Origin of the sequence: Paracerasibacillus soli (assembly GCF_042432965.1) — a bacterium.
GTDB classification, from domain to species: Bacteria; Bacillota; Bacilli; order Bacillales; family Amphibacillaceae; genus Paracerasibacillus; species Paracerasibacillus soli.
Genome location: NZ_JBHLWL010000040.1, coordinates 282,270 through 299,444, shown reverse-complemented (window position 1 = coordinate 299,444; position 17,175 = coordinate 282,270). Strand labels below are relative to the sequence as shown.

Genomic DNA, 17,175 nt, shown 5'->3' with positions numbered 1-17,175 from the left:
TGAGTTTTATCCCGCATTAACTGGCTGTAAGACCCCCACTTCAAGAATTCGAGTATAATCCAAGAAATGTAAGTGGGGGATCAACAGCCAGTAAAAGCCCGATTCTGTTTAACTAACATTCAGTGGGGGAGATAGGGCAGGCTAAGTTTCGTCACGTCCTGTGACAACGCCTGCACTAGCACGTCCTGTGCGTCGGAACCCCCCACTGAATGAAGTTTCACTTTATATAATTGATGGGAAAATAAGACCTAAACTAATATATAGGGAGAGGGATATGATGGCAACACTCGTTGTAAATTGCTTCCACTGGATAGGCTTTCATATTGTAAATGCATTTTTACAAGAAAATGAAAAGGTGATTGGATATGATCAGATAGATGTGGAATCCAAACAGTTTCTGTCTATGTATTTTGGGAGAAATGACAAATTTAAACTTATACAAACAATTAAGGAGGAGCAATTTGAAAATATCATCATAGTAGGTGAACCAAATATAGATATCAGAAGGTTAAAGGTAAAAAACATATGTGTGATTCAAACTGAAGAAAAACAAATAAATCAGTTGCAAGATGTCATAAATTTAAATATACCGTACCTCATTGGGGAATGGATGCCACTGAAGAAGGATGGGATTTTTATTGATGGAAAGTTGTACCAGTATGACAATGAACTGCTTTCTCATGAAGCAATATATATGAAAGATGTTGCGACAATGTTGTTCCATTGGATGAAAAATCCTTTAGTACCTGCAACATTATCAATAAAAAAAGGCAAATATTCCGAGCAATGCAATAAAAAACTTGAAAATTCCATTTTTATCCGTGACAATAGACCTAATAAGGAAAGTGTGTTAACTTTACGTGAACATTATGATCGTTATTCATTTTACTATGATTCACTTTTGGAAGAATAAGAATGTCGAATGGAGTTGGCACCAATGAATCGTAAGTATGCCAGTTATGTAATCATGTTTTTATTCATAACGATGCTAGCAGCGTGTTCGAATGATGGTGGCATAGAAAAAGTTGGAATTTTAACGGAAGGAACATTGGATGAAAAAGTATGGGACCAAAAGGGCTATGATGCTTTACTTCAGCTCAAAGACGAGCATGACTTTAACATATACACAAAAACAAATATAAATAACAAAAATAATACAATCGATGCAGTTGATGAACTGTCTAGGCAAGGTGTGAACTTAATTTTTGGACATAGTAGTAATTATGGGCGTGACTTTGTTGAAATAGCTTCTCATTATCCAGACCTGCATTTTGTATATTTTAATGGCAGTCTGACGAGTGAAAATGTAACAAGTTTAAATTTTGACAGCCATGCAATGGGTTTTTTTGCGGGTATGTTAGCGGCAAAAATGACAAAGACAAATCAAGTCGGTGTGATCGCAGCATATGAATGGCAACCTGAAATTGAAGGCTTTTTTGAAGGGGTAAAATTTGAAAATCCAGATAGTCAAGTACGTGTTGATTATATTTATGATTGGAATGATAAAGATATAGCCGTACACATTTTCGAAAAAATGCGCGAGAAAAATGTGGATGTTTTTTATCCGACGGGTGATTCATACAGTAAAGAAATCATTAGGAAAGCATATGAAGACCATGTTTATGCAATTGGATATTTAGATGATGAAGCAGAGTTATTTCCTAACACGGTGCTTTCCAGTACAGTTCAACACATTGATAAATTATATGAATTTGCCACAAAGCAATTAGCAAACAATAAATTAAATGGAAAGGTATATACGTTTGATTTTCAAGATGACGCGATTACAATGGGAAAATACGGCGAAATGGTACCTACTGAATATAAGGAGTTATTAAATACGGCAATTTTGGAATATAAAGAAACAGGCTTCTTGCCAAATCAATTTATTACCAATGAAAATTGATTGTTTTATCAAACTTGTAATAGAAGGATGGAGGAACTAAACGAATGTTCCTTCATAAATCTACATAAGAAGATGCCAACGTATCATTGCGCACGCCCGGTTAATTTGTACTCCTTCAATATATGTATTGTGGCCTAATGTTTGAATAGGTATCAATTCAAAAAGTTGTTTTTTAATATTTACTCTTGCACAATGAGTGATTTTTGTTTAAAATTAGTACCAAGTCATAATAATTGATATTAATTATGTGTGAGGGGATGTAAATATGAATGTTGGTATACTTGGAACAGGTCATTATGTACCTGAAAAGGTTTTAACAAATAAAGAATTAGAACAAATGGTTGATACAACAGATGAATGGATTAGAACAAGAACTGGTATAGAAGAAAGAAGAATTGCAAGTGAAGAAATTGATTCATCAGACATGGCATATTTTGCAGCTAAAACAGCTTTGGAAAATGCACAAGTTTCTGCGAATGATATAGATTTAATTTTAGTTGCAACAGTTACCCCTGACACACCATTTCCTTCAGTTGCTTGTAAAATTCAAGAAAAATTACAATGTACGAATGCTGCGGCAATGGATGTGAGTGCGGCGTGTGCTGGATTTATGTATGGACTCATTACAGGTCAACAGTTTATTCAAACTGGTACTTACCAACATGTTCTTGTAGTTGGTGTTGAAAAGCTTTCTAAAATTACGGATTGGTCAGATCGAAATACATGTGTTTTATTCGGTGATGGTGCGGGAGCGGTTGTGCTCGGTGAAGTTTCAGATGGAAAAGGTATTCTATCATTTGAACTTGGAGCGGACGGAAGTGGGGGAAAACATCTTTATCAAGACGAAAACGATCATATTATCATGAATGGGCGAGAAGTATTTAAATTTGCTGTGCGACAAATGCCAGAGTCATCTGTTCACGTTATTGATAAGTTAGGCTATAATAAGGGAGATGTAGATTATCTCATTCCACACCAAGCAAATATTCGCATTATGAATGCTGCTAGGGAGCGGTTGGGAATCTCGGAAGACAAAATGGCAACAACTATTAAAAAATATGGCAATAATTCATCTGCATCCATTCCAATGGCACTTTCCGAAAGTGTAAATACAGGTAAAATTAAAGATGATGATTTAGTTGTACTTGTTGGATTTGGTGGCGGTTTAACTTGGGGAGCAGTAGCAATTCGATGGGGAAAATAGTATCCCAAGCGCCATGTAAAACTCCTATGAATCTTATACAACAAGAAAAAAGTGGCAGACGAATAGACATAAAGAAATGTTGGTACAAGGCTTCTAGAAAAATAAAGATTAATTATAAGAGAGTTGAAATCGGTAATATTAGAAAGAGTAGCTATTAGGAGGAAATCAAATGAAAGCAAGAAGGGTTGTTGTAACAGGACTCGGTGCAGTAACTCCAGTAGGAAATGACGTCCAATCGATGTGGGGAAATATCATTGCAGGGAAATCTGGCATTGATTTTGTAACACGTGTCAATAAGGATGAATTTCCAGCTAAAATTGCAGCTGAAGTTAAAGACTTTGATCCATTATTGTATATGGATAAAAAAGATGCACGTAAAATGGATTTGTTTACACAATATGCTGTAGCGGCATCGAAAATGGCAGTAGAAGATGCCAAACTAGTAATTGACGAGAAAAACGCAGATCGCGTTGGGGTATGGATAGGTTCAGGAATTGGCGGAATGCAAACATATGAGGACCAATTTAGAAGATTTATGGATAAAGGTTATCGTAGAGTTAGCCCGTTTTTTGTACCAATGATGATTCCAGATATGGCTGCAGGGCAAGTATCGATACAACTTGGTGCAAAAGGAATAAACTCATGTACAACAACTGCATGTGCTTCTGGCGCAAATTCAATCGGTGATGCATTCCGTGCCGTACAACGTGGAGATGTTGATTACATTATTACAGGTGGAGCGGAAGCACCAATTACAAATATGTCCTTTGCAGGATTTTCGTCTATGAAGGCATTATCATTTAATGAAGACCCAACATCAGCAAGTCGTCCATTTGATAAGAATCGTGATGGTTTTGTCATAGGTGAGGGAGCAGGTATATTAGTGTTAGAAACATTAGAATCTGCACTCGAACGTGGAGCGGATATTTATGCGGAAATTGTTGGATATGGTGCAACGGGTGATGCATTCCATATTACAGCACCAGCTGAAGATGGAGAAGGTGCAGCAAGAGCGATGAAACAAGCGTTGGAAACTGCTGGTATGTCTCCTAATGAAATTGATTATGTAAATGCACATGGAACTAGTACAGAATTAAATGATGCTTATGAGACTTCAGCGATTAAGCAAGTATTTCGTGAACATGCACATAATTTAGCGGTATCATCAACAAAATCGATGACAGGACATTTGCTTGGCGCAGCTGGTGGTATTGAAGCAGTTATTGCGATTAAAACGATTGAAGAAGGAATCATTCCTCCAACAATAAACTACGAAACACCAGATCCGGCCTGTGATCTTGATTATGTAGCGAACGAAGCACGACATCAAAAAGTAAAAGCAGTAATGAGTAATTCACTAGGATTTGGTGGACATAACGCGGCACTTATATTTAAACAGTATACGAATTAAGATTTAAAACCATTCTAGTCTTCAAGCTAGGATGGTTTTTTTATGTGCACGATAATTTGTAGCATGACAATTTCTATTATTTTATGGGGGCTTAGAGAGTGTCCTTGCTAGGTGCCCTTACGACACGACATCCATATCAAAAGTTGATGATAATGCGGAGCACCTCCCAATACTTTACATGTTTGCCGTGTGAAGGTGTGTGCCATGTGAGTATATTTAACGATGTAAGAAACTGTTATGAATGGTTCAATGAAAATTTGAGTAATAAAACAAAATAGGAGAGTTCAACTTCATCCACTCAAACAAGTTGACCATCTACATGAATCATTAATTTTAAAAAAATGCATATTCTTAAGTATACGGATGGACGAGCATGGGTGGTGGAAAAATGGGCTATTTTTTACTTTTTCTAATTGGCTTTGGACTAGCAGTAATGGGCGGGGTAACAATCATTGCTTATATGAACTTTTTACCTGCGGGTGTATCCTGGATGGAGTATTTTCTATATATAAGTGGACGAGTAGAATGCTATTTTTTACCATTGGGTATTATCATGATGACAATTGTTTTACTCCGATACCCTCATAAATCTTAAGAATGCATAAGAATATTTTCCTTGCAACATGGTCATAATGAAGGATAACAAAGGTTGTTCAAGTAAATTATTTATTTGAAAAAAGTATATCAGTTCATGTAATCAACAATGACGTCAGTATAGAAGTATGGGTTGCAAAAATACTTTAAAGTAGGTCTATTTTTATAGCACAAATTGTGAAATACCTATTAATTTACTTGAATAAATAAAGATTCATTCCAAAGAGAGGGTTGTACTATGTTATACTTGCATGATGTTTGGGTGAACTGGTTTGAAGGTGAAGAAAATGGCTATAGTGTATGTTATTTTCATGAATGGCGTAGGGAAGATAAAATTGAACTTCTAGACCAAGTTCCATTGCTATACATATCTCATGAACTTTATCATTACATAGAAAATGATATGCACGAACTGCCGAAGCAACTACTTGATGTGATTTATCGTCGCGCTTTTACACGAAAAGGAACGGAAAGAATTGTTATGGATTATGCATGTGTTATTACAGATGGAAACGACATGATGGCAATTGATACAATCGGTTACCAAATTCCAATTCGAAAAAGTAGATTAATTCCAAGACAAGAGCAATTAGTTTACGATATGGTAAAAAACACAAAAATCTTGAACGTGAAATTTGATACGAAAAAGTATAAAAAAGAATATCATATGTTATCGATGCCACCGGAATTAATGATTGGTTTAACACGAAGAGAGAGACAGTTAAAACAATTGCTCATGATGGCTCTCGACCAATTACGTACGACAAATAATATAGAGGAATTACGGTATTGGTTAACAGAATGGGATCCGAAACAATACCCATTTATTCGTTACATGGATGAAAATAAAGTATGGGAAGAATTGTATCAGGGTACCAAATACGGGTGGACAGAAGCACATGAGGATTTATGTGAGAAGTTAATCCGTGGTCAGCCATTTTTAGAACAGCTATGGGAAATCGAAAATGCATCTGATCCATCAAAACAAAAATCAAAAAATCAGTGAGGCGTTTATTATCCTCACTGATTTTTTTTACGGGAAAAGCTCTGAGACAAATTATTTCATATGGGAAAGACTATATCGAAATATCATCATAATTTTTATTGTAATATTTTTAAAAGGGACTTTTCAAAAGTCTTATTTTCTCACACGTCCAAGGCCCATAGCTTTTTTCGCTTTTTGCATCGTGCGGTTTGCTTTAAGTGATGCTTTCTCCATACCATTATCTAAAATATTGTCTAGTTCAGGTGATTCGAGTAGCTCGTAATATTTATTTTGAATTGGTTCAAGCAGGTTAATTACAGCATGGGCAACATCTTGTTTGAAATCTCCATACCCTTTACCAGCATATTTTTCTTCCAATGTGTCAATTGATTCTCCTGTACAACTAGAGTAAATCGTTAGCAAGTTTGCGATACCAGGCTTATTTTCTTTGTCATATTTCACGACACCTTCAGAATCGGTAACAGCACTTTTAATTTTTTTCTCAATCGTTTTCGGATCATCTAACATGGAAATAAACCCACGAACATTTTCATCCGATTTACTCATTTTTTTCGTTGGTTCTTGTAAGGACATGATACGTGCTCCAACTTTTGGTATATGAGCTTCTGGTATTGTAAAAATATCATTAAAACGGTTATTGAAACGTTGCGCCAAGTCCCTCGTTAATTCTAGATGCTGTTTTTGATCATCCCCGACAGGAACAATATCTGTATTATATAGCAATATATCTGCAGCCATTAGTGTTGGATACGTAAATAAAGCGGAAGATACAGCCGCTTTTCCTTCTGCCTTATCCTTGAATTGTGTCATCCGCTCGAGTTCTCCCATATAGCTAATAGATTGCATCATCCATCCTAGCTCAGCATGCGCCGGAACTTCCGATTGAATAAATAAAGTCGACTTCTCTGGATCAATTCCTACAGCTAAATATAGAGCTGCTAAAGAACGAATATTGTTTCTAAGTTTTAGTCGATCTTGTGGAACCGTAATCGCGTGCTCATCTACAATACAAAAATAACATTCGTGATCATCTTGCAATTGAACAAATTGACGTAATGCTCCTACATAGTTACCTAAAGTAAGTGTTCCACTTGGTTGAATACCAGAAAAAATAACCTTCATTTGACTCACTCCATTTAATTTATTTAATGTTGAATTGAGCAGGTGCTCTAATCGTGAGGGGAAGGCAGGACAAACAAAAAAAGCCCATCCATCCCTCAAACCGTACAAGGGACGAATGAACCGCGGTGCCACCCTAATTATCTTAATCACTAAGATCACTTTAAATGATTTACATAAAGCTCCAAAGTCCAATTCCAATTTACCTTGATGCTTGTTCTCACCATCCACAAGCTCTCTAAAAATCAGGGGGTAATTGTACTACGCCTTCTTCATTGCTAATAATATTATATTGAGTTTTTTATATTATATATAGTCTTTTTGGGAAATGCAAGGGATAAAGTTTGTATAGTCTGTTTGTTGATTGGTTTCAGTCAATGCGAGTGGGAGGAATTGTACGGGATAGGTGCTGTCACGGTAGCTACTCGAGTAAAAGTGCGTGTAATCACCCGAGAGTAGCGTTGTCACGGTAGCTACTCGGGCAAAAGTGCGTGGAATCACCCGAGAGTAGCGCTATCACGGTAGCTACTCGAGTAAAAGTGCGTGGAATCACCCGAGAGGAGCGCTATCACGGTAGCTACTCGAGCAAAAGTGCGTGGAATCACCCGAGAGTAGTGTTGTCACGGTAGATAATCGAGTAAAAGTGTGTAGAATCGCCCGAGAGGAGCGTTGTCACGGTAGCTACTCGGGCAAAAGTGCGTGGAATCACCCGAGAGGAGTGTTGTCACGGTAGTTACTCAAGTAAAAGTGCGTGGAATCACCCGAGAGTAGCGTTGTCACGGTAGCTACTCGGGCAAAAGTGCGTGGAATCACCCGAGAGGAGCGCTATCACGGTAGCTACTCGAGTAAAAGTGCGTGGAATCACCCGAGAGGAGCGCCATCACGGTAGCTACTCGAGCAAAAGTGCGTGGAATCACCCGAGAGTAGTGTTGTCACGGTAGCTACCCAAGTAAAAGTATGCGGAATCGCCCGAGAGGAGCGCTATCACGGTAGCTACTCAAATAAAAGTGTGTGGAATCACCCGAGAGGAGCGCTATCACGGTAGCTACTCGAGTAAAAGTGCGTGGAATCACCCGAGAGTAGCGTTGTCACGGTAGCTACTCGGGCAAAAGTGCGTGGAATCACCCGAGAGTAGTGTTGTCACGGTAGTTACTCAAGTAAAAGTGCGTGGAATCACCCGAGAGTAGCGTTGTCACGGTAGCTACTCGGGCAAAAGTGCGTGGAATCACCCGAGAGGAGCGCCATCACGGTAGCTACTCGAGTAAAAGTGCGTGGAATCACCCGAGAAAGGGCTTGTCACGGCAGATACTCAAGTTAAAGTATGCGGAATCACCCGAGAGTAGTGTTGTCACGGTAGCTACTCGAGCAAAAGTGCGTGGAATCACCCGTGAAAGGGCTTGTCACGGTAGATACTCAAATAAAAGTGCGTGGAATCACCCGAGAGGAGCGCTATCACGGTAGCTACTCGAGTAAAAGTGCGTGGAATCACCCGAGAGTAGTGTTGTCACGGTAGCTACTCGAGCAAAAGTGCGTGGAATCACCCGAGAGGAGCGCTATCACGGTAGATACTCAAGTAAAAGTATACGGAATCGCCCGAGAAAGGCGTAGTCCGGTATAAAAATTAAGGAAGTTTTCGAAATTAAAAAAGCCCTTCACGCAATGATGAAGGGCTAACAAAAAACTTCATACTAGTTTATTCAAAATAAGACCATCGATTGGCGCCTATTTTAGTGAAATTATGCAATAGAATATTTCTAATTCTTCTTTTCGGTACTATTTGGCACCAATCATATATGATGTTGGTTGTCACCTTTTTATCTGGGAATAAGAATCTAAATTCTTTTATGTTTCTTAATACAGCATCGTTAAGCAGTTCTTGATGCTGGCATGTATTGCAGATATATTTCTTTTTAGTAGTTAAAGCTGAAAAAGATCGACATTCTGAACAGGTAATCCCTTTCCTTAGTTGATTATAGTCGTAGGAAGGTAACTTGCTAAATGGTGAATCGGTTATATGTGAGGCTAATAATTGATCAGCAAGCCTCTTGTGATTCTCTGTTAATCTTGAAGGTATTGCATTTAAATGATTCATATATTGATCAAGTTGAGTTGGAAAAATGATTGGTTTGTCCAGGGGAGCCTGGTACAAAGTGAAGTTTGGATTGACGAAAACAACGGATGCGTTAATTTGAAGTTTGTAACCGAGGCTGAGGAGCAGCTGACGTAATAGGGATTCGCTTCGGCTTAATTGATGTAATGGATTGATTGTTTCTATTCTTGGTTTTTTATAGAACTTTTCTTCCTCGTAATAAAAATCTCCTTCTTGATTCTTTACTTCATACACGTTAATTTGCCCTTGCGCAATCATGAGGCTATCAAGTTGAAAAGTATTGTTGTTAAATTTTAGTAGTAAGTCATTTAAAATCAAACATTCACATTGGAGTTTTCCCATATGAGAATCGAATAACATTTCACCTTCATATCCTTTTTTTAGGTTTAAATAATATCGTTTGTTGTCGGTTGGTAAGGTCATCCGCTTGTCTAAAAGTTCCAAGGTTATCAATTCTTTTGATTTTGTTCGGGATTTATAAAACATATATTCATCACAACCTTTTTATTTTTATTTAAAATACTTAGGAATCATCTACATTCCCACAATTCCACAATTCAAACAGGGAAAACGAAGATAAATATGTGAATGGGTTTATAAGAGAAACAAATAATTAAATTTTATATTCGGACAATGTTATACTAATGAACGAGAGTTGAATAAAAAAAGCATGAATAAGAGGGGATATGGAAATTGAAACTAATCGGAATCTCGGGGGAACTAACAGGTTGGAAAGCAACGATGATATTACACCATGTTTTAGAGGCAGCTAAAAAGGTGGAACCAAATTTGGAAACAGAATTAATTGAAATGAAAGAATACGAGATTGAATTTGTGCGGGGAGAACCGTTGGCATATTACAATGATGACACATTTCAAGTTGTTAATAAAATACTAGATGCAGATTTGTTAGTGTTTGGTACACCAATCTATCAGGCATCAATGACGGGTGCATTAAAAAACCTTCTTGACTTTTTTCCCGTGGATGCTTTTAAAAATAAAGTAACAGGGATTGTTACAACGGGCGCAATTGAAAAGCATTTTTTAGTTTCTGAATATCAATTGAGGCCAATCCTTTCCTATCTAAAAGGATTCGTACCAACTAGTAATGTATTTGTACATAATGATGCATTTAATGAGATTAATGAAATAGTAGATAATGATGTTCTAAACCGAGTAAAGCTATTAGCAGAGGAAATGCTCCGTTTACAAAGAAGTGTGGCTAGCAGTGAAGGCTAGGAAAAGTAATTATTTTAATTAATCTATACTGGACGTTGTCTATGTAAAATTGGTAGATTAATTATCCACAAACATTATAACATCCTCATGTTAAAAAATATAATTTTGCTTACTTGATACTTTTTTGTAGTTGATAATATTTAATAAATTGAACGACTAGTAGTTCTGAATACGAAATGTATAATAAAAAGGATAGTAACATAACAAAGAGGGATAACATGGGGACGACAGAAACGGATAAATCAATCACGATTCCAACGAGTAAAACAACGATATATCCTATTCTATATATTATTGGAATATGTCATCTATTAAATGATACGCTACAAGCAGTGATACCAGCAATGTTTCCAATTTTGGAAAATTCACTTGGGTTAACGTTTACCCAATTGGGACTCATTGCTTTTACATTGAATATAGTGTCTTCTGTAATGCAACCTGTAGTCGGTATGTATACAGATAAAAGGCCAATGCCGTATGCCTTACCAATTGGTTTGGCTAGTAGCATGTTTGGTATTATGGGATTAGCTTTTGCAGAAAGCTATTGGTTCATTTTATTTAGTGTCTTTTTTATCGGTTTAGGATCCGCTATTTTTCATCCGGAAGGGTCGCGTGTTGCTTATTTGGCAGCAGGTTCTAGACGTGGTTTGGCACAATCAATTTATCAAGTTGGTGGAAATGCAGGGCAAGCGCTTGCCCCGATTATTACAGCGTTAGTTCTTGTGCCATTAGGCCAATTTGGGGCAATTTGGTTTACTTTAACTGCCTTTTTAGCTGTGGTTCTTTTAACGTATATCGCAAAATGGTACAGTCAACAAATGGGACAAATCGGACAACAGCCTAATCGACCTAAGGAAAGAGCTAAGCAAAACAATAAACAAATGACGAAGGAAATAAGAGGTGCGTTAATTGTGCTTGTATTCGTTGTATTTGCTCGCTCTTGGTATATGAGTGCGATTTCGAATTTCTATGCATTTTACGCCATTGACCGTTATCATGTGTCCATTTCACAAGCACAATTGTATATTTTTACATTTTTAGCAATGGGGGCTATTGGTACATTTTTAGGTGGGCCAATGGCAGATCGTTTTGGTAAGAGAAATGTTATTTTGTTTTCCTTTCTAGCAGCAGTTCCATTTACTATTTTACTTCCTTTTGCAAGTCCAATAGTAGCAATTATTTTATTGGCCCTTGTAGGATTGATTTTGATGACAAACTTTTCGGTGACGGTTGTTTACGCTCAGGAATTGATTCCTGGAAAAATTGGAACGATGTCTGGGCTAATTGTTGGACTGGCATTTGGCATGGGAGCAATAGGTTCTGTTGCATTAGGTACATTAATTGATTTTATTGGAATCAATCCAACGATGATTGTAATGTCTTTTTTACCTTTGTTGGGGCTACTTACTTATTTATTACCTACAGATCAAAAGGTTCGTGCATGGTATGTGGAAAGTTAGATTATACGTTACCCATTACTTAAATAATGAAAGAATGATACCCGTATACGCATGTGGCCACATGTATGTATACGGGTGCTTATTTTAAAACTTATATAAAATGTGAACATCATTGAAACTAAAAAGTTGGGCCGCTCATCTTTGTTTACTTTTTGGATCAAAGGCATCACGGAAACCATCCCCAATAAAGTTAATTGCTAGCACTGTAACGAAAATAGCAATTCCCGGGGGAACCCATGCTTCAGGATGGTTACGAAGAATTCGCACATTCATTGCTTCAGACAGCATATTTCCCCATGTTGGTGTTGGTTGGGGAATACCGAAGCCAATAAAACTTAGGCCGGATTCAATGATAATATAGGATGCCATCATTAAAGTTGCATTGACAATAATTGGCCCAATGGCATTTGGAATAAAATGTTTAAGGATAATTCGAGAGTCACTGGCGCCAATAGCCCGTGCGCCAAGGACAAATTCTTGTTCACGTAAGGATAAATATGTACCCCGGATAATACGGGTTAGATTTGGCCAAGATGTTACGGCTATTATCGTAACAAAGATGGATATCGTCATTTTATCAATAATAGCGATGATTGTCAGTGCTAAGACAAGAAATGGTAACATGAGCATAATATCAGCAGCGCGCATGATAATATTATCAATTTTTCCGCCGTAATAACCAGCGATAGAACCTAGTAAAACACCAATTGTCAACGTAAAAAACATCGCACTAAACCCAACAATTAATGAAATTCTTCCACCGTGTAGCAAACGTGCAAAATTATCTTGCCCTGTTCCATTTGTACCCAAAATATGTTCACTGCTTGGACCTTCTTCAATTAAGAATAAATCTGTTTTTTCTGGATCAAGGTCTGTAAAAACAGGAGCAAGAATACATATTATTACAATTATTAAAAGCGCAACTAGACTAATTACAGCCATTTTATTCTTTAAAAATCGACGTAAAGCCAATTGAAATGGGCTTTGACTTTTGTTTTCCTCTTCTGAATTATGTTGTGGTCCTATCTGTGTTGAAATTGTTTCATGTGGTTTTGGTTGCATCGGATGATTTCACCTCAATCATATCGGATTCTTGGATCAATGATACTGTAGAAAATATCGGCAAGTAAATTGCCAATTAGGATAAGGAGCCCAAGTATCAAGGCAATCGCCATGACAACAGGAAAGTCACGGTTGGTGACAGAACTTATAAATAACGTTCCAAGACCGGGATATTGAAAAATCTGTTCAGTAATGACAGCCCCACTTAACAAAGCGCCTATTTCAAATCCCATTAAAGTAATAATCGGAATGAGTGCATTTCTAAGTGTGTGCTTATATAAAACATTACGATCGGACATTCCTTTTGCTTTTGCCGTACGTATATAGTCGCTGCCAAGAACATCAAGAACCTCTGAACGCATATAACGCATATAAGTTGCCGTACCCGCCAGTCCAATGGTAATTCCGGGTAATATCATATGATGAATACGGTCAGTAAATGCTGCAAAACCAGTCATACCGGGTGCAGATAGTGTGCCTTGTGCAGGAAACCACCCTAATTTAATCGATAGTGCATAAATGACAATGAGTCCAAAAAAGAAATTTGGAATAGCTAGACCAAGAAATCCAAATCCTGTCGCAGTATAGTCTAATAGGGAATATGGTTTTCTGGCAGAATAGATCCCGATTGGAATTGCTACGATGATGGTAATAAAAAGGGCGAAAAGACCTAAATATAGTGTGTTTGCAAAACGTGCCTCGATTAACTCCGCTACAGATCTTCCATTAAATACAAGTGATTTCCCAAAGTCACCTTTGGCGGTGGAACTTAACCAACGCCAATACTGAACAGGGACTGGATCATTTAGTCCCAATGCTTCGCGCTGTTTTTCGTAAACAAGCGGATCAACTTTTGGATCGGCAAGCATTTGACCTGTCAAAGCATCACCGGGCGCAGCTTTAGCAAGCCCAAATACAATAACAGTCAGGGCGAAAAGCATCGGTATAAAGATTAGTATGCGTCGGATGATATATTTGTACATATTATCTCCCCCTGATTTAAATTACAGGATACTTACTAAAAAAAGACGATTAGGCTAAATAAAGGTAGAGCATGCGGTGTAATCCACACGCTCTCCATATGTTTACTCAGCTACCCACCATAAATGAGGATCATGATTGAAACCATATGGCATTGGGTTAATTCCATGGACTCGCTCATTAAACGCATAAATTTTGTTTGTTGCATACAGCAATAGTGCTGGAAGATCATCAGAAAAAAGCGCTTGCCATTCACTGTATTTATCTTCACGATATGACTGTTCAAATGCGTCAGGTGGTGTGATGGCATCCGCAATTAATTGGTCAGATTCCGGATTATTCCAACGGCCAAAGTTATAAGCATCCTTTGTTCTCCATAGTCCGGATGGATCAGGATCACCACTACCAAGGCTCCATCCAATTAAATATAAATCCCAATCTTCAGTATTATTTGTTAAATCTTCAACATATGCCGACATTTCTTTAGGTTGTCTTAAATCAACTTTAATTCCGGCTTCTTCAATCATTTGTGCAACAATTGGTGCTGTTTTTTCACGAAGTTGGTTACCAGTTGGATAATTGATATTGATAACCCATTCCTCGCCATCAGGAGTATCTCGAAACCCATCTCCATTTGCATCAACATAACCTGCTTCATCTAATAAAGCTGCGGCCTTCTCAAGGTCTTGTACGTATTTTGTTCCAGCATTTTCATCATAAGCCCAGAACTGTTGAGCAATTGGAGCATTGATTACAGACCCATGACCAAGTAATAATTTATCAACAATTGCTTCCCGGTCTATCATATAGGCAATTGCTTGACGTACTAGCTTATTATTCATATCCTCATTCGGAACCCAATTATCTGGATTAATTTCTCCGCTATCAGCATCAGCTTGCGTACGGTGATTGTGGATGAATCCCATCAATTGATAGCCAAAATCAGTTTGTTCAATAATCTCGATATGATCGTGTGATGCAACCTCCTCATAATCTGCTGCAGGAACTCCGTTTGGATCAGCGATAAAATCAATTTCACCTTTTTCTAATAGTCCTAAGATGACCGATTGATCTACAATGCGCCACACGATAGAATCTAAATATGGCTCACCTTTCCAGTAATCAGCGTTTTTTTCTAAAACATATTGCTCTCGTTCTAACATTTCTGTAAACTTAAATGGACCTGTACCAATTACTTCACCTGGATCAAGAGTCGCAGGATGTTCAGGGATTTCTCCAATAGGAATATCTGCAAAAATATGTTCAGGAATAATTGGGAAGGACACATCACTTAAAATCGTGACGTTAGGCTCTGCAAACTTAAATGTCACTGTATGATCATCTTCAGCAACCACACCTTCAAAATCATCTGTATCCCCACCAACAAAAGCTTCATATCCAAGTAACTTATCAACATAATCGGTGCGAACTCCACCGGCTTCAATATATCCTGGACTTGCGATAGCTTTGTACGTAAAGACAACATCATCTGCAGTAAAGTCTTCTCCATCATGCCATTTTACGTCTTTCTCCAAATGTAATGTAATTTCTGTTTGGTCATCATTTATCTCCCAGTCATGAGCTAGACCAGTTTCAAATTCTAATTCTTTGTTTTGTGATAATAGTCCTTCATGCGTAAAATCTAAAATATTTGCTTCATATGCTTCTTCGTAAAAAATAGGGTTAAAAACACCAGACGGGGCTGTGTCCATTGCACCTATTAATGTACCACCTTTTTGCGGTTCATCACTTTTAGGATCATTATCTGCATTGTTCTCCTTTTCCTGTGCCTCTGTTTTACCCTTATCTGGATCTTCTTGTCCTTCTTTTTTTGTATCAGTGCTACAAGCTGCTAATACAGTAATAAACATAAACATAAGAATAAATAAAAATAAACCACGTCTCCAATGTTTAAACAACGTATTTCCCCCTTTAACATTTTGTACTACTTCCTTATCTTAAAATAAAGTTTTACCTTTTTAACCACCTCCAAAGCTATGTTTTTCTATTAGACAAAACTTGACTAATATCAAGTACTAATAGCAAAAGGATGATTTTTTTATCCTGTAAAAATCAAAGCTTATCAATTTACTTGCTGATTTAGAGTTTTTGTTGATTGATAAATAAACAAACATTAAGTGTATAAATGACAGGCAACAAAATGTCCGTTTTCTTTTTCTAGCAATTCTGGTCGTTCCATACTACATCGCTCATTGGCAAAGGGGCATCTCGTTCTAAACGTACACCCTGAAGGAGGATTAGCCGGACTTGGCAGGTCACCACTTATCTTGAATATTTCCCTATTTTTCTTGGACTCCATGTCCGTATTGATAACAGGTATTGATGAAAGTAAACCTTGTGTGTATGGGTGAAGCGGATTGTTATATAATGCATTCTTTGGTGCAATTTCAGCTATTCTCCCTAAATACATTACTGCAACCCGATCGCTAATATGTTTAACGACACTTAAGTCATGGGCAATAAATAAATATGTTAGACCAAGGTTTTCTTGTAAATCTTTCATTAAGTTTAAAACTTGTGCCTGGATTGATACGTCGAGAGCTGAAACTGGCTCATCACAAATAACGAATTTTGGTTCAAGTACTAGCGCTCGAGCAATACTAATTCGCTGTCTCTGTCCTCCAGAGAACTCATGAGGGTATTTTTGTAAGTCGGTCTGACGCAGCCCTACCTTTTCAATCATTTCAAGCGCCTTTTGTCTTCTTTCCAATTTGGATAATGATGTTTGGACAAGTAGTGGTTCTTCAACGAGTTCGCCAACACTCATTTTAGAATTTAATGAAGCAAAAGGATCTTGAAAAACAATTTGCATATCTCGACGAATTGGGTTCATTTGTCTTCTTGTTAACGTAGAAATATTATTACCATTAAAGTGGATTTGCCCATCAGTTGGATCAAGTAAACGAAGTATGACACGACCTAAAGTAGACTTACCTGATCCAGACTCACCGACAATACCCAATGTTTCACCTTTATGTATTTGAAAGGAGATATCGTCAACCGCTTTTAACTGGCCAATAGTTCGTTTGAAAATTCCTCCTTTGATAGGGAAATATTTTTTT

The 17,175-nt window shown here is 37.4% G+C and carries 14 protein-coding genes and 1 other annotated feature; of the genes, 8 read left to right on the top strand and 6 right to left on the bottom strand.

Translation table 11 applies throughout. From position 1 onward, the window contains the following. The first annotated feature begins 277 nt into the window (after positions 1 to 277). The 6 genes from ACFFIS_RS12580 (at position 278) to ACFFIS_RS12555 (ending at position 6,121) form a co-directional block, all read left to right on the top strand. On the top strand, positions 278 to 913 hold the full coding sequence (locus tag ACFFIS_RS12580) for a hypothetical protein (RefSeq protein WP_320378658.1): 636 nt from the start codon (positions 278 to 280) through the stop codon (positions 911 to 913). A gap of 24 nt (positions 914 to 937) precedes the next feature. Next, positions 938 to 1,906 (top strand): BMP family ABC transporter substrate-binding protein, encoded by a 969-nt coding sequence (locus ACFFIS_RS12575; protein ID WP_390187864.1) that lies wholly within the window; start codon positions 938 to 940, stop codon positions 1,904 to 1,906. A 265-nt stretch (positions 1,907 to 2,171) separates the two neighbouring features. Continuing rightward, positions 2,172 to 3,110 (top strand): beta-ketoacyl-ACP synthase III, encoded by a 939-nt coding sequence (locus tag ACFFIS_RS12570; RefSeq protein WP_390187863.1) that lies wholly within the window; start codon positions 2,172 to 2,174, stop codon positions 3,108 to 3,110. 169 nt (positions 3,111 to 3,279) lie between these two features. Then, the gene (gene fabF / locus ACFFIS_RS12565; RefSeq protein WP_390187862.1) at positions 3,280 to 4,521 is read left to right on the top strand and encodes a beta-ketoacyl-ACP synthase II; all 1,242 of its coding nucleotides are present in this window, start codon (positions 3,280 to 3,282) and stop codon (positions 4,519 to 4,521) included. Between the two features lie 388 nt (positions 4,522 to 4,909). Then, positions 4,910 to 5,116, top strand: coding sequence for a YuzI family membrane protein (locus ACFFIS_RS12560; RefSeq protein ID WP_320379761.1), 207 nt, complete (start codon positions 4,910 to 4,912; stop codon positions 5,114 to 5,116). 237 nt (positions 5,117 to 5,353) lie between these two features. Beyond that, positions 5,354 to 6,121 (top strand): YjbA family protein, encoded by a 768-nt coding sequence (locus ACFFIS_RS12555; protein WP_390187861.1) that lies wholly within the window; start codon positions 5,354 to 5,356, stop codon positions 6,119 to 6,121. A gap of 132 nt (positions 6,122 to 6,253) precedes the next feature. Here the strand turns inward: ACFFIS_RS12555 and trpS are convergent, their stop codons facing one another. Beyond that, the gene (gene trpS, locus ACFFIS_RS12550; RefSeq protein WP_390187859.1) at positions 6,254 to 7,243 is read right to left on the bottom strand and encodes a tryptophan--tRNA ligase; all 990 of its coding nucleotides are present in this window, start codon (positions 7,241 to 7,243) and stop codon (positions 6,254 to 6,256) included. A gap of 104 nt (positions 7,244 to 7,347) precedes the next feature. Further along, positions 7,348 to 7,525: a binding site (T-box leader), on the bottom strand. A gap of 1,408 nt (positions 7,526 to 8,933) precedes the next feature. Then, positions 8,934 to 9,836, bottom strand: a complete 903-nt coding sequence (locus ACFFIS_RS12545; protein ID WP_390187858.1) for a nuclease-related domain-containing protein — start codon at positions 9,834 to 9,836, stop codon at positions 8,934 to 8,936. Positions 9,837 to 10,043: 207 nt separating this feature from the next. On the opposite strand from ACFFIS_RS12545, the gene ACFFIS_RS12540 reads away from it, so the two are divergent. Then, entirely contained in the window at positions 10,044 to 10,589 is a 546-nt protein-coding gene (locus ACFFIS_RS12540) for an NADPH-dependent FMN reductase (RefSeq protein WP_320378662.1), read from the top strand. Between the two features lie 218 nt (positions 10,590 to 10,807). Beyond that, positions 10,808 to 12,049: an MFS transporter gene (locus ACFFIS_RS12535; protein ID WP_390187856.1), complete on the top strand. Its 1,242-nt coding sequence runs from the start codon at positions 10,808 to 10,810 to the stop codon at positions 12,047 to 12,049. A 135-nt stretch (positions 12,050 to 12,184) separates the two neighbouring features. On the opposite strand, the gene opp4C is transcribed toward ACFFIS_RS12535, so the two are convergent. The 4 genes from opp4C to ACFFIS_RS12515 all read right to left on the bottom strand — a co-directional run. Then, positions 12,185 to 13,111: an oligopeptide ABC transporter permease gene (gene opp4C / locus ACFFIS_RS12530; RefSeq protein ID WP_320378663.1), complete on the bottom strand. Its 927-nt coding sequence runs from the start codon at positions 13,109 to 13,111 to the stop codon at positions 12,185 to 12,187. A 14-nt stretch (positions 13,112 to 13,125) separates the two neighbouring features. Further along, positions 13,126 to 14,094 (bottom strand): ABC transporter permease, encoded by a 969-nt coding sequence (locus ACFFIS_RS12525; protein WP_390187854.1) that lies wholly within the window; start codon positions 14,092 to 14,094, stop codon positions 13,126 to 13,128. Positions 14,095 to 14,196: 102 nt separating this feature from the next. Continuing rightward, complete coding sequence (locus ACFFIS_RS12520) at positions 14,197 to 16,011, bottom strand: peptide-binding protein (RefSeq protein ID WP_390187853.1); 1,815 nt, start codon at positions 16,009 to 16,011, stop codon at positions 14,197 to 14,199. 215 nt (positions 16,012 to 16,226) lie between these two features. Beyond that, positions 16,227 to 17,175: ABC transporter ATP-binding protein (locus ACFFIS_RS12515; protein WP_390187852.1), on the bottom strand; the 949-nt coding region annotated here is incomplete at its 5' end.

Coding starts and splice junctions, on each gene's coding strand:
- trpS (WP_390187859.1), bottom strand. CDS start 7,243: ATGAAGGTTATTTTTTCTGGTATTCAACCAAGTGGAACACTTACTTTA.
- ACFFIS_RS12570 (WP_390187863.1), top strand. CDS start 2,172: ATGAATGTTGGTATACTTGGAACAGGTCATTATGTACCTGAAAAGGTT.
- opp4C (WP_320378663.1), bottom strand. CDS start 13,111: ATGCAACCAAAACCACATGAAACAATTTCAACACAGATAGGACCACAA.
- ACFFIS_RS12580 (WP_320378658.1), top strand. CDS start 278: ATGGCAACACTCGTTGTAAATTGCTTCCACTGGATAGGCTTTCATATT.
- ACFFIS_RS12560 (WP_320379761.1), top strand. CDS start 4,910: ATGGGCTATTTTTTACTTTTTCTAATTGGCTTTGGACTAGCAGTAATG.
- ACFFIS_RS12545 (WP_390187858.1), bottom strand. CDS start 9,836: ATGTTTTATAAATCCCGAACAAAATCAAAAGAATTGATAACCTTGGAA.
- ACFFIS_RS12555 (WP_390187861.1), top strand. CDS start 5,354: ATGTTATACTTGCATGATGTTTGGGTGAACTGGTTTGAAGGTGAAGAA.
- ACFFIS_RS12525 (WP_390187854.1), bottom strand. CDS start 14,094: ATGTACAAATATATCATCCGACGCATACTAATCTTTATACCGATGCTT.
- fabF (WP_390187862.1), top strand. CDS start 3,280: ATGAAAGCAAGAAGGGTTGTTGTAACAGGACTCGGTGCAGTAACTCCA.
- ACFFIS_RS12575 (WP_390187864.1), top strand. CDS start 938: ATGAATCGTAAGTATGCCAGTTATGTAATCATGTTTTTATTCATAACG.
- ACFFIS_RS12535 (WP_390187856.1), top strand. CDS start 10,808: ATGGGGACGACAGAAACGGATAAATCAATCACGATTCCAACGAGTAAA.